We start from the raw sequence: 12694 nt of genomic DNA, 5'->3' as shown, positions 1-12694 counted from the left end.
CTGCATCAGTTCTTCAATGGAATCGACTCAGAGGATCATCGAAGCATCCAAGCCATGAAGCATTGACTCGCATGCCCGTGGCGCATGTCTTCGTGCGCTTCATCGGTTGAAACAGAACACTGCGCGATCTACGTGGTTCGCATTGGTGGCACGCTGCTGATGTGAACATCTATCGGTGCTCCTTTGGACTTGAGGCGATCGGTCGCGCAGACACAAGCTCAACTTTGTCAAGTGGAATGACTCGACCCTGTTGAGTCCGCTCGTCGAAGATGGCGAGGTAGGACGTTGAGCTATCCAGCACAAAACCTGTGGCAACGAGTTGCCCTTCTCTCCTGGCCTCAACACATCTCGGCGTCGAGATCGAACAGCCCTTGCGGAACACATCAAGTTCGTTCTCTGCTGCTGCCCTACCTGCTTCTTCTCCAAGTGCAGCGGGGATCACCATGACTGATGTCAGGACAAACATAGCTAGTGGCAGTGCCCCAACGAGCAACGCCGTGAAGTATGTGATCCGCAGAAAATTCCTGTATCGCGCCGACCGTCTTTGAAGCCATTCATGCATCACTCCTCGACCGCTGCCAATCGGAGTGAGGAGGAATCCCATGTACAACCCCAGAAGGATTGCTGCCGTAGCCAACCAGTGCACATTCTTGAATATCACTTCAAGAATGGCAATGAACCGCGTCACAAGGCTGTAGTAGCCATTGATGAGTATCCAGTCGGTCGACTTCGGAAACAGCCCCGCGTCGATGCCCCAAAACTTGAGGTACTGACGATGAGAAACGTCTCCGATGAAGTGGAGGATCACACTTCCCAAAGCAACCAGCGCGGTCAGCACACTCAGCGCAGTAGTCCAGTTCAGGGACTGAACTCTTGGTGGCTTCTGCTCCAAAGTTGTGGACGATTTGGTGGAGCCTTCGGCATGTGCCAGCTTCGGATTCGCCATGTTCGGGATATCTTGAAAGCACCCTGAGCTGGGTGATGTAGGGATGCTTTGCTGGGTCCTGACCGAGATCAGCGCACAAGCCATCCCAACGCTTGGGTTACGAATAGAAGTTGTACGGCGTTTGCAGCCCATAGATGTGAACCGCTCCTGGTCCACCTGCGAAGCATTGAGCGAGATCTGGAATGACGGGGACGGCCAGGACCGCCGTTGCTTCTGAGGCCAGCGTCTCGAAACTGGCATTGCTTGAACCTTTGCGATTGGGATCACAGCCAACTGCCGGTTGCTGTACCCGCGCCAGTTGGGTGTGTCCGGCATACGCGGGGGCCGTTGAATCGATGTAGTTGGCATAGAGACACTGCACCCCGTTCTGCAACCCCGCGTTGGCCGTTCCATTGGTTGCATCCAAAGCGTACTGGCCATCGCAGTTGAAGACAAAGCCCATGGCATCGGCCGCCACGCTTGGAGCCGAGATCTGCATGCCGCAAGAAGGAATGATCTGCACATGCAGCGCATCGACGGGCTGTGGCCACGGTTCGTTGTCGATGTTGCGTCGCAGGCGCACATCGCTGTGGTCCAGACAAACCTCAACGCCGAAATCAACGTATTGCGGAAAGTTCTGTGGCCCGTAGTTCTGCCGGAAGATGGCGTACTTGTCCTTGGCCGTGGCCTTGAGGTCTCCGTGACTCAGATCGATGAAGGGATAGGCCGTCATCTGTTCGGTCACGACATCTTTGCGGCCAGTGGTGTCGTAGAGAATGAAGTCTTCGTTGGAGACGAAGTACTTCTCGCAAGTCATCCGGTCGGTTCCCAGCGAATGGGTTGGCGTGTCCAGCGCCACATTGCTCACGATGAGTGCACGGTTGCGCACTTCCATGCAAGGGTAGCCGTGGCAATTCTTGATGAAGTTGACCAGCATGTCGAAGATCACGCCGTTGAGTGGACCGTAGGACGCCAACCACTGCTCTGAGAGTGCTCGCACCACATCATTGCGCACCGTGGTGTTGTTGGCCACTGCAATGGAGGCCATGTCTTGCACGCGTGAGGTGATGGCGGATCCGCACACCAGCGTCCAGTCCGGGTAGTCGCTGGCCGGAAACGCCAAACGCAGCTGATCCAGGATGAAGTCGGCCGGGTCTGGGTCACCGTGCCCATACAGGTACGGCCCCTGAGTGCCATGGAAGTAGAACTCGGGCGCTACGAACAGATTCAGCACACTGCCCGGGGCCTCACCCAAGGGCAGTGCCGCCTTGGCCACCTCGGCAGCGTTTTTGAGTACCGCAATGCGGGCACGGACATCCGCCTGGAAATCAGCAAGACCCAGATACGTTCCGGCAACCGCACCAGGACCGTTTGGGTTGCCGATCGCGACCATGTTGGCCGGTGTCGTGGGAATGGCGTATCCGATGAAGCGAATCTTGGCGTAGCTCTGGCTCATGGTGAACTCCCTTTGGTTGGTATTGGTGGTCAGGACTTCTGTCCGGCCGGCTGGCTCAGGTCAAAGGTTGCGAGCAGCAACCACCGGCGTGCGTCCTTCTCGGCACCCGGCTTGGCCCGCAACGGTGTGGTGTAGTGCCAGAAAGGCAGGCGGTACACCGCCACTGAGCCGTCGCTCGCGGCCGGATACACCCCGGCCAGATGGCCGTTCTCTTCGCACACCAGAAACTGGTCCTGCACCCCCTCGTTGCACAGCGAGATGTGCAGATCGATGAACCCGTCCTTGGCGTGCGCGTTTTCTGGGTGGTGGTCGTTGTGGGGGCCCGAGTAGTCACCCGGCTGGTAAAGGATGAGCTGAATGCCCCGGCGGCGATCCAGGGACAGACCAGTGATGCGTTCGGCAAATTGCGCCAGGCTCTCGGACCGCAGCATCTGCAACAGACCAATCTTGGAAGCTGCGCGATAGGCGGCAGTGCGTGGTGAGTCAAAGTACACGGTCTGGATGCGCAAACTCTTGGGCAGCTTCTCGCGGTAGTTGCGGCGCATGCCTGTGATTGCCTCTCGCGGTATCCGTGACTCGATCCGCTGAACGTGCTCCAGCATGGTGTTGTCCAGCAAACGACGCGCATGCTTTGCCCAGGTCTTGCTCAGCATCTGAGGAAGAAACGCCAGGGGCGTCGTCCCTTCGGTATTGGCCGCGTAGGACAGCGCAAAGCGGGACGGCTCGGGCTGCACAGCTTTCAGCATCGCCTTTCCATGCGGTCCCAGCATGTCAGCGAACTCGGTTGGAAATCTCTCCAATTGGGTCTCCTCTGCCCTGGTGCCCAGCGCATGGGGCGCGATGTTGTCGCTTCGCGTTGCGGCAATCGATCACCCACTGGCAACCTTGACAGGTAGGTGGAGCATTCCTGCTGGTGCACGGATACCGTCGGGCTCACTGCTGCATGGATGACTGGTGCGCAGGACGGACAAATTTGTTCCACCTACAGAGGCGACTTCATGACCACCACACCAAGCAGCGCAGCATGGGCTGCGGCCATTGCCAAACTGCCACCCCTTATCCAGGCCGATGTCGATGTCATCCGTAACCAGGGTGGCCACCTCACTGCAAATCAGGTGGGGGCCATCCTTGGGAAGCTGGGCGCGCAAGCCGAGATCGGGACGCTGATGATGCAGCTGCTGCCGGTGGCGCAGACCTACGCGGTGGTGCCGGTGTCGCACTATCAGGTGGGTGCGGTGGCTGCGGGCATGCCTGTCCCTGGCACGGGTTGGGCCAGCCTGTATCTGGGAGCGAACTTCGAGTTCAGCAACGCGGCGCTGAGCTTCACGGTGCACGCGGAGCAGGCGGCCACCAACAGCGCCTGGCTCAATGGTGAAGCGGGATTGCAGGCGCTGGCCATCAGCGCAGCGCCCTGCGGCTACTGCCGGCAGTTCCTGTACGAACTGGTGACAGCACAACAGCTCAACATCCTGCTGCCACCAGTTCCGGCCAACCCCAACAACCCATACGCTTACACATCGACTCCGCTGACCACCTTTCTGCCCAACGCATTCGGTCCCGGCGACCTGGGAATCAAGGGAGGCCTGATGGATCCCAAGCTTTGCACACATGCCGTGAGCCTGCCGGGGGGACCACCCGCGGATCCGGTCATTGCGGCTGCGCTGGCTGCAGCACAGGGCTGCTATGCGCCGTACCCGACTGATACTGCCTTCGGATACGCTGGCATTGCGGTGCAACTGAGCGATGGCAGTGTCTATACCGGACGCAATGCTGAGAACGCGGCATACAACCCGAGCCTCTCTCCACTGGAATCCGCCCTAGCGTTCATGAACATGAGTCAGCCACAAGGCGCCAGTCGTGTCGTAACCCGGTGCGTGCTGGTAGAGGTGCCAACCCTTTCCAGTCAGAAGAGCAGCAGCGAGGCCGTGCTGGCGGCTTACGCTCCAAGTGTGAAGGTTGAGTACCTTTCCGCAACAAGCCCTTAAGAAGTTCAAGACCGGGGCACGGGTCGGGGTGCGCTGCGCCGCACAACTTGATTGAGGCAAGTATTCCCAGGGGCGTCTACTCAAAGCGGGGGAAGACTGCTCAGCGTCGACGCTGCAAAATAGTACTTTATGACCAATGAGCTGCGTATTGGTGGCGGTGTGACTTGCTTACAGAGGAGGCGCATCCGAACTGTGGATGTTTGCTCAAGATGCTGGGCGCGGAGCTGCCGCAACGGCGCCGCAGCTGGAGCCTCCCCTTGAGTCTTGGAGACTAGAGGTGTGTGGGCTAGAACTACAGAAACGACCCATTTACCGCTTCGGTGGATCACAGAGTCGTGGACTACCGAACAACAGAGTCGATTGGAAGCAAGTCGGTGGCCAACTTCTTGCTAACTAAAACAAGTGCTCGAACGCAGCATGAGAAGAGCTAGTGAGGCCTAGGAAAGTCGGTGGCAAAGCGCTGTTGCAGCTCTAGAAAGTCCGAGTGGACTCCTTGCGAGGAGTCCTGACGCGGAAAGAGTCCTGGCCGAAGTGTTCGAACCCATCGAGTGGTTTCTCAGCAAATCCCATCGCACTCGAGCTTTGAGTTTGGCCGTACCGTACGGTTCGAGAAAAATCAACAAAAAGCACTTGGTTCCAAGGGATCGGGCGATGGTTCGAGCGCCATCCGGCAACAGTGTTGAAGGTCAACTCCATTCGGGACATCATTTACCTAGTTCTGTTCGTCGAGAAGGAGGTTGGAGTCGTCACAAATTCGACATTGCAGGCAAAGAAGAACGAGCATATTTTTCTAACGATGAACAACTTTTCAGGGGGTTATGAATGGATATCTACCAACTACGGACTTTCGTTGCAGTAGCGCGTGAAGGCAGCATCACCCGAGCTTCGGAAAGAGTCTTCCTAAGTCAACCAGCAGTCAGTGCGCACATCAAGGCCATTGAAGACACCTTGGGCATCACATTGTTCGAGAGGACCGTGCGCGGCATGAGCCTTACGAGCCATGGACAGCTCATTTTGGTCAAAGCCGAGCAGGCACTTGGTATGCACCGAGAAGTGATCGATGAAGCCACGCGCATTCGCGGACGACTGGCCGGCCGCCTCCGTTTGGGAGCGAGCAGCAGTGCCACAACCGAGCTAACAAGTCGTCTGCTCAAGGAGTTCTCCGAACGGCATCCAGAAGTGAACGTTTCCCTGCAACACTGCACGTCTCTCGATCCCGTTTCGAGCATTTGCAACGGTGACCTCGATGCAGGCTTTTACGACGAAGCTAGCGAGCCAAACGCTGAACTGAGTACGATCGAAACCTCAAGGTTTGAAATTTCCCTTGTTGCATCGACCGGACTTGTCTCCGCTGGCGAGATTCCGAAACCCCATTGCTTCGGCGACGTTCCCTGGATTTACCCTACCTCAAACCCCTGTTATGCGCAGGCGGCAGAGAGTTTGTTCAGGCAGTACAACTTCCGCCCCAAACAGGTTATCAGTGTTGACCACGAAAACGTGACGCGTGTTCTCCTGGCACATGGCGTGGGCGTGGGACTGCTCCAAGAAGCCGCCGCGCGTGAAGCGCAGATGTGTGGCGACGTCACCGTTGTGTGTAGCGCCCGCAAGGCAGTCAGAGTCTTATACGCCCAGCTGGCCAGCCGAGCGCAAGATCCCCTTTTGTACGCCGTGAGAGCCATTCTGAGCGACCTCATCGGCTGCTCAGGCACCAAACAGTGGCTCGCTGAGGACGCACTCGAGCACTTCCAACTCGGTTCGCGCGACCCCCGCACGCATCAGACCTCGCAAAGCGTGAGCACGGTTACCTGCTAGGCCCAGGTAGCAAATGGAGGAGGAGACCATCGGCGCTGGGGCCGATGGTGTCTACCGGCAGCATCAGGAAACTTGAGGTGGCGGTTCGAAATTTACGAATTGTCTGCCGTATGGATTGAGCTTTATCTTCTGAGCACCCCTCAACAAGGTTTGCCGTTCAAAGATGAGCTCAGTGCTGATGCGCCGCCTAGCGTTTCTCTCCAATGGCACCAACCGGCCCCTTCTAGCGCAGGGCTACCGAGGCATTGAGCGCGAGGCTCTCCGTGTCGACGTACTGGGGCACCTCGCATCCACACTGCACCCGCGGCGGTTGGGGTCGGCGCTGACGCATCCACACGTCACTACCGACTACTCGGAGGCTTTGCTGGAGATCATCACTCCACCAGCCCATGATCCAGCAGCAATGCACCAACGACTCGATCTGCTGCACCGTCATGTGGCGAGTCGTTTGGGCCCCGAGATGATGTGGAGCCACTCCATGCCTTGCCGTTTACCTCCGGAGGAAGAAATTCCCATTGGCTTGTATGGCACCTCACACATTGGAACGCTCAAGCATGTCTATCGGCGCGGTCTGGCGCTGAGGTACGGCAAGTCAATGCAGTGCATCGCTGGAATCCACTACAACTACTCAGTAGCCGAGGAGGTATGGCAGCGGCTGAAGGCGGAAGAAAGTGGCAGCGGATCCTTGGTACACCATCAGTCGGAAAGTTACATCGCGCTGATCCGCAACTTCCGTCGCTGCGCCTGGCTGCTGATGTACCTGTTCGGTGCATCGCCCGCAGTCTCTCGCGAATTCCCGGTTCGCCGAGAGATGCCACTCCAAAACTTCTCCTCCGACACGGTGTACATGCCGTACGCGACCAGCCTGCGTATGAGCGGCATCGGCTACCAGAACAACGGACAAGCCGGTCTCACGCCGGACTACAACACGCTTGACACCTATGTGAAAAGCCTAGCGGCAGCTATGAACCAGCCGCATCAACCCTATGTGGATTTGGGGACCAAACGCAACGGGGAATGGGTGCAGGTCAACACCAACAAGCTACAGATCGAGAACGAGTACTACTCATCTATCAGGCCGAAACGCGTAACCAAGCCAGGCGAGCGACCACTTCATGCGCTTTCCGAAAACGGAGTGCAATACATCGAGGTGCGCTGTCTGGACATTGATCCCTTCGAACCACTGGGCGTCGGACTGGAAACCTGCCGCTTTCTCGATACCTTTCTTTTGTTCTGCGCCCTAGACGAAAGTCCCCTGACGATTACCAGGGAATGCCGCGAGAACACGCACAACTTTGCACTCACTGTGGAAGCGGGGCGACGGCCTGGTCTATCGCTTATTCGTGATGGCGTACCCATCAGCCTAAAGATGTGGGGTCTTGAAATGCTAAACCGCATGCAGGAGGTAGCGGCCCTTCTAGATTCCCTAGGGGGCAACGGCGAGTACACGCTTGCGCTCGCAGCACAAAAAAACAAGGTGCGCGATCCAGAGCTCACGCCGTCGGCCCGAGTCTTGACAGGCATCCGAGAGCACAACAGTTCTTTCTACAACTTCGCGCAACACCAAAGCGTTTCGCACCACCGCTATTTCCTGTCACATCCACCCAGCGATTCGAGCAATGACTTGTTCGACGCTATGGCGCTGCAATCACTGGAAGAGCAAGTCGAAATTGAGAGAAACGACACCGGTAGTTTTGACGATTTCGTCAAACGATACCAGGACGGCATCCTCTATGCGCCGCCCGTGGAAGCAGCCACACCCTTACCCAATGAAGCATGAGTCCACTATGAGCACAGCACATACAGAGCGAGGCACCTACTCTCATTCTCAGAATCGTCTTGCACTTGTCCGTGCCGCCTTGGCAGCTGTATGCGCCGCAGCTGCTACCAATGGGCTCGCGCAAACTGTCGGACCAGGATCTTCCGAGGTGTGCTATGGGGTCGCCAAGGCCGGCCAGAACGAATGCGCCAATACCACCTGCTTTCACCTGTGCTCAGGCCTATCGCAGGCTGATCGGGACCCTACCGAGTGGATGATGGTCCCCAAAGGCACCTGCTTGGAAATGGGGGGCAAGGCCCAATTGGCGCCGTTGGCATGCCCATCGACCCAATCCAGTACCACCGAAGCGACGGACATAGACGTGCGCGCAGGCGAAGCCTTGTACGGCAAAGGCGACACCAGTCGCTCACTGCCATCTTGTGTGGCATGCCACGGACCTGAAGGGCGATCCAGCTCACCCAGCTACCCGAGACTAGCCGGTCAGTTCGCTGGGTACCTTGATCGCCAGCTGCGCGCGTTCAGAAGCAAGTCCCGGTCGAACTCGGTTATGACAGCGGCAGCGGCACCACTAACGGATGGTGAGATCGTCAACCTGTCTGCCTATCTCGCTACCCGCCAGACCGACCTGCAACTGGCAATCCAGAAGGAACGCTCTGCAGCGGGTCGCCCGTTTCAAGACTGTTCGCCAAACTGCCCCGAGATGATTCCGCTGCCGGCGGGTAGCTTCGTAATGGGTTCGCCCAAAAGTGAGTCTGGTCGGTTCGGAAACGAAAGCCAGCACACAGTGGATATCGCACGACCTTTCGCCATTGCCCGCTACGACGTCACCTTTGCAGACTGGGATGCCTGTGTTTCAGATGGTGGCTGTTCTGACAAACCGGCCGACCAAGGCTGGGGGCGCGGGGCTTGGCCAGTCATAAACATCACATGGCCCGACGCACAAGCCTATGTACGTTGGCTTTCGAAGAAGACAGGCGCCCAATATCGGCTGCCGACTGAAGCAGAGTGGGAGTACGCCGCACGCGCCGGAACGACTAAGTCGCGCTGGTGGGGAGACAACATCACCCGTGCCGATGCCAAATACGGCCCCGACGAATGCCCGCAACAGAAAAACTGCGGCGGCGTAGCGTCGGGCACAGGGCGGTGGCCATACACCGCGCCAGTTGGCAGCTTCGCACCGAATCCGTTTGGTTTGTATGACATGCTGGGAAACGTCTGGAAATGGACTGCCGACTGCTGGCACAGTGACTACAACGGCGCACCCATTGATGGCAGTGCATGGGATGAGCCTGAGTGCAAGCGGCGTGTCATCCGGGGCGGCTCTTGGAGTGACGTACCAGGCTACATCCGCGCCGCGACACGTTCGGGCATGCCCTCGGATCTGCGCAAAAACTACTTGGGATTGCGAGTCGTGCGCGACATGCAAGTTCCGCCTCAGCAGAAAGTGGGCCTTGCTCCCGCGTCAGAGGGCCGCCAGTGAGTGTCCATGCACCAGTTGGCATCGGACTTCGGGGAGCGCATTACAGGCCCATGCTGGAAACGCGACCAGCTCTAGACTGGCTGGAGGTGCACACTGAGAACTATCTCGCCGATGGAGGCTGGGACCTGCATGTGCTGCTGACACTGAGGCGCGACTATCCAATATCACTGCACGGAGTAGGTCTCGACATAGGGTCGGTGCATGGATTTTCCATGGAGCATGTCGACCGAATCGCACGGCTGGTGAGGCGCGTCGACCCCATCCAAGTATCTGACCACCTGTGTTGGAGTGGAACCTCTCAAACAGTGACAAATGACCTGCTTCCCCTGCCTTTGAATGCGACCACGCTGTCTCTGGTCTGTGAGCGAGTGGACCGCGTTCAGGCGCGGCTTGAACGATCCATCTTGCTGGAGAACGTCTCCAGCTACCTTCGCTTTAGTGGCGATACCTATACCCAGACTAGTTTTCTTGCGGAGGTTTGTCGACGCACGGGATGTGGTGTCCTTCTGGACGTCAACAACCTCCACGTAAACGAAGTCAACCTCTGCGAGAATGCTTTCGATGCATTGCAGACCATCCTTCCAGGGCAAGTGGGCGAACTGCATCTTGCCGGTCATCGACTCGAAGACAACCTCCTGGTAGACGATCACGGCTCGACGGTGGCTGAGCCGGTGTGGCGTCTATACGAAGCAGCTTTGCAACGCTTCGGTCCTGTGCCAGCCATCATCGAATGGGACACAAACCTGCCATCGCTGACGGCATTGCTCGACGAGGTGCAGCGTGCTCGCGAGGTGGCAAATACGGCTCTCGATATCGTCGCCCATGACGCTTGATGAACTAGCCAATTTGCAGGAAGCCTTCGCAGCGCAGTTGTACTGCAGGGAACCTATCCTCGAAAAACTTACCCCTTGGCTTAAGGACGACCGCACATCGTCGGACCGGTTCACCCGGTATGCCGATTCCTTGCGGCATCACCATGAGCGATCGCTGAAACTGGTATATCCAGTCCTGCACGCGCTGGTAGGCGCTGGCTTTTTCCGCATGATGTCGCATAACTACGGTGATATGTATCCGTCGCGAGATGCTGACCTCGGCCGGTTCGGGCGCCATCTGCCGGAGTTCATTGCTCGCTTGCCCTCGGTCTCCAGCTACCCTTACCTAGGTGACGTCGCTAGGCTCGAATGGCTAGTCCACGAGGTACACGGTGCAGCAGACGTGCTCCCGCTTCGCGTTGACGATCTTCGCTCCGCTTCCGAAGTTGATGTACCGGAGCGATGGCCTTTGCGCCTATGCCCTGGCGCGGTTCTATACGAAAGCGCCTGGAGGACTGCAGCTATCTGGCAAGCGCACGTCATGCCGGACAAGCACGACCTGCCTGATTTGGTCGATGGCATTACCCGAGCGGTCGTTTTTCGATCAGGATGGATTGCCACAGTTCGAGAAACGGATGCATCGGAGTGGGCGGCTCTGAAAGCCTTTGAAGGCGGCGCAACTTTGGTTGACGCCCTTGCGACGGCGCAGGATCAATTTTGGACTTGCGAGAAACCCGAAAACACATTTGATCCTGCAAAGCTCATCTCCATCTGGCTGTCGGATGGACTCCTAACTTCTGTCCACAAACGTTAAGCCTGCCTTGATCCTAGGCTCGCCCTGGTATCAGGCCCAGTTGTATGCAGGCTAAGTCCAGGTCGCGAAACGAACTTAGTATGCGTCAGGATCAAGCCGATCTCCTCAGAGTCGTCGCGACGCAGCCGATGTTCAACAAAGTGCAGGCGGTCAATTCCGCTGAATCTGCACGCCGCCGCGCTCGTGTCATGAGGCTTGATACGACTCTCGCGCGACGAGGCTTCGTCACAGCCGTCGGGTAGCGACCCACCTCAGATTTCAAAGGGCGCTTTCATTTACCCGCCCGCCCCATCATGTGTTGGCCTCAAGAATGGCCAGACTCGGCTTGGTGGGATGCTGCCGGTTCCATTGACACCTACCTAAGTTTCTTGAGCTTGCTCGAACTGTACGGGGCTGAGATAGCCCAGCGTCGAATGCCTGCGCGTCGGGTTGTAGAAGCACTCGATGTAATCGAACACGTCTGAACGGGCCTGCCCTCGTGTGCGGTACACCTTCCTGGCCGTGCGCTCGGTCTTGAGGGAACTGAAGAAGCTCTCCATGGCCAAGTTGTCCCAGACCTCACCAGCCCGGCTCATGCTGCAAGTGATGCCCAGTTCGTCCAGCAGCTTCTGGAGGTGCTCGCTGATGTACTGGCTACCCTGGTCCGAGTAATGCAGCAGGGCCACGGGCTTGCCCCGGCGCCACACGGCCATCATCAGCGCATCCACCACGAGCTGCGATGTCATGCTCTCCTGCATCGACCAGCCCACGATGCGACGGGAGTAAAGGTCCAGCACCGCCGCCACGTACAGCCAGCCCTCGGCTGTCCAGAAGTAGGTGAAGTCGGCTACCCACTTCTGGTTCGGGCCATCGGCCCGGAACTGGAGGTCCCGCACGTTGTCGGCCGCCGCGCTGCGCGCGTCTCGGTCCTTGGGAAGTCCACGCCGTCGGGGTCTGGCGCGCAGTGCCTGCTCTCGCATGAGCCGTTCGATGCGGTGCAGCCCACAGGCTTGATCTTGCTCCAGCACGTCGTGCCATACGCGGCGTGCGCCAAAGGTGCGGTCACTGCGTACGAAGCTCTGGCGCACCTGCGCGCCCAGTACCTCATCGCTGATGCTGCGTGGACTCCTGGGCCGCGTGAGCCAAGCGTAGAAGCCGCCTCGCGAGACACCGAGCGCCGCGCACATCAGATTGACCGGCCAGGCCCCTTGGTGTTTCGCCACGAAGGCGAACTTTACATCGACTCCTTCGCGAAGTAGGCCGCGGTTTTTTCAGGATGTCGCGCTCCATCTTGAGCTTGGCAACCTCCTTGCGCAGCCGCGCTATCTCCGCGTTCTGGGCCTTTTGCTTGCCGTTGCCAGGGAAGCCCTCCTGGGGCTCCTGCTCGCAAACCCACTTGCGCAGCACGTTCTCGTGAACATCCAAGTCCTTAGCCTCCTGGGCCACAGCCACACCACGCTCGGTGACTAGCTTGACCGCCTCGAGCTTGAACTCTCTGCTGAATGTCCTTCTTCTTTCCATGAACCACCTCCGGTTTCATCTTCCACCCTAACAAGGTGTCTTTGAAACCGGCAGCAGCCCATGGTGGATAGATCCGTGCCAAGGTCAGACCGAGGGACTCCAATCAGGAATCTTGAGCCACCCACTCAGT

Annotated in this window: 10 protein-coding genes; 6 read left to right on the top strand and 4 right to left on the bottom strand. The window is 58.2% G+C overall.

All coding sequences use genetic code 11. The features are described from left to right. Positions 1 to 169 precede the first annotated feature (169 nt). The 3 genes from ACLIJ1_RS16300 to ACLIJ1_RS16290 form a co-directional block, all read right to left on the bottom strand. Entirely contained in the window at positions 170 to 946 is a 777-nt protein-coding gene (locus ACLIJ1_RS16300) for a hypothetical protein (RefSeq protein WP_411366591.1), read from the bottom strand. Positions 947 to 1043: 97 nt separating this feature from the next. After that, on the bottom strand, positions 1044 to 2381 hold the full coding sequence (locus ACLIJ1_RS16295) for a hypothetical protein (protein WP_411366590.1): 1338 nt from the start codon (positions 2379 to 2381) through the stop codon (positions 1044 to 1046). Positions 2382 to 2410: 29 nt separating this feature from the next. Continuing rightward, a complete protein-coding gene (locus ACLIJ1_RS16290) occupies positions 2411 to 3127 on the bottom strand; it encodes a hypothetical protein (protein ID WP_411366589.1) in 717 nt (238 codons plus the stop codon). Positions 3128 to 3379: 252 nt separating this feature from the next. On the opposite strand from ACLIJ1_RS16290, the gene cdd reads away from it, so the two are divergent. The 6 genes from cdd to ACLIJ1_RS16260 all read left to right on the top strand — a co-directional run bounded on the left by cdd (position 3380) and on the right by ACLIJ1_RS16260 (position 11064). Then, complete coding sequence (gene cdd, locus ACLIJ1_RS16285; RefSeq protein WP_411366588.1) at positions 3380 to 4366, top strand: cytidine deaminase; 987 nt, start codon at positions 3380 to 3382, stop codon at positions 4364 to 4366. Between the two features lie 822 nt (positions 4367 to 5188). Next, complete coding sequence (locus ACLIJ1_RS16280; protein WP_411366587.1) at positions 5189 to 6178, top strand: LysR family transcriptional regulator; 990 nt, start codon at positions 5189 to 5191, stop codon at positions 6176 to 6178. A gap of 163 nt (positions 6179 to 6341) precedes the next feature. After that, positions 6342 to 7958 (top strand): glutamate--cysteine ligase, encoded by a 1617-nt coding sequence (gene gshA / locus ACLIJ1_RS16275; RefSeq protein ID WP_411366586.1) that lies wholly within the window; start codon positions 6342 to 6344, stop codon positions 7956 to 7958. Continuing rightward, entirely contained in the window at positions 7912 to 9438 is a 1527-nt protein-coding gene (locus ACLIJ1_RS16270; protein WP_411366585.1) for an SUMF1/EgtB/PvdO family nonheme iron enzyme, read from the top strand. Before gshA ends, ACLIJ1_RS16270 begins: the two co-directional genes overlap by 47 nt. Next, complete coding sequence (locus ACLIJ1_RS16265; protein WP_411366584.1) at positions 9435 to 10271, top strand: DUF692 domain-containing protein; 837 nt, start codon at positions 9435 to 9437, stop codon at positions 10269 to 10271. Before ACLIJ1_RS16270 ends, ACLIJ1_RS16265 begins: the two co-directional genes overlap by 4 nt. Next, a complete protein-coding gene (locus tag ACLIJ1_RS16260; protein ID WP_411366583.1) occupies positions 10261 to 11064 on the top strand; it encodes a putative DNA-binding domain-containing protein in 804 nt (267 codons plus the stop codon). The genes ACLIJ1_RS16265 and ACLIJ1_RS16260 overlap by 11 nt, the downstream gene beginning before the upstream one ends. A 359-nt stretch (positions 11065 to 11423) precedes the next feature. Here ACLIJ1_RS16260 and ACLIJ1_RS16255 read toward each other — a convergent pair. Continuing rightward, a protein-coding gene (locus ACLIJ1_RS16255; RefSeq protein ID WP_411366582.1) for an IS3 family transposase occupies positions 11424 to 12564 on the bottom strand; the annotation gives its coding sequence in 2 pieces (ribosomal slippage) (positions 11424 to 12309 and positions 12308 to 12564; 1143 coding nt in all). Between the last annotated feature and the right edge of the window lie 130 nt (positions 12565 to 12694).

This window comes from Hydrogenophaga sp. RWCD_12 (assembly GCF_046604225.1).
In the GTDB taxonomy this organism is placed as follows: domain Bacteria; phylum Pseudomonadota; class Gammaproteobacteria; order Burkholderiales; family Burkholderiaceae_C; genus Hydrogenophaga.
This window is presented reverse-complemented; position numbering and strand designations above follow the sequence as displayed.

Excerpts from the sequence above, each read along its gene's own strand:
- ACLIJ1_RS16300 (WP_411366591.1), bottom strand. The coding sequence starts at position 946 with ATGGCGAATCCGAAGCTGGCACATGCCGAAGGCTCCACCAAATCGTCC.
- ACLIJ1_RS16295 (WP_411366590.1), bottom strand. The coding sequence starts at position 2,381 with ATGAGCCAGAGCTACGCCAAGATTCGCTTCATCGGATACGCCATTCCC.
- ACLIJ1_RS16290 (WP_411366589.1), bottom strand. The coding sequence starts at position 3,127 with ATGCTGAAAGCTGTGCAGCCCGAGCCGTCCCGCTTTGCGCTGTCCTAC.
- cdd (WP_411366588.1), top strand. The coding sequence starts at position 3,380 with ATGACCACCACACCAAGCAGCGCAGCATGGGCTGCGGCCATTGCCAAA.
- ACLIJ1_RS16280 (WP_411366587.1), top strand. The coding sequence starts at position 5,189 with ATGGATATCTACCAACTACGGACTTTCGTTGCAGTAGCGCGTGAAGGC.
- gshA (WP_411366586.1), top strand. The coding sequence starts at position 6,342 with ATGAGCTCAGTGCTGATGCGCCGCCTAGCGTTTCTCTCCAATGGCACC.
- ACLIJ1_RS16270 (WP_411366585.1), top strand. The coding sequence starts at position 7,912 with ATGCGCCGCCCGTGGAAGCAGCCACACCCTTACCCAATGAAGCATGAG.
- ACLIJ1_RS16260 (WP_411366583.1), top strand. The coding sequence starts at position 10,261 with ATGACGCTTGATGAACTAGCCAATTTGCAGGAAGCCTTCGCAGCGCAG.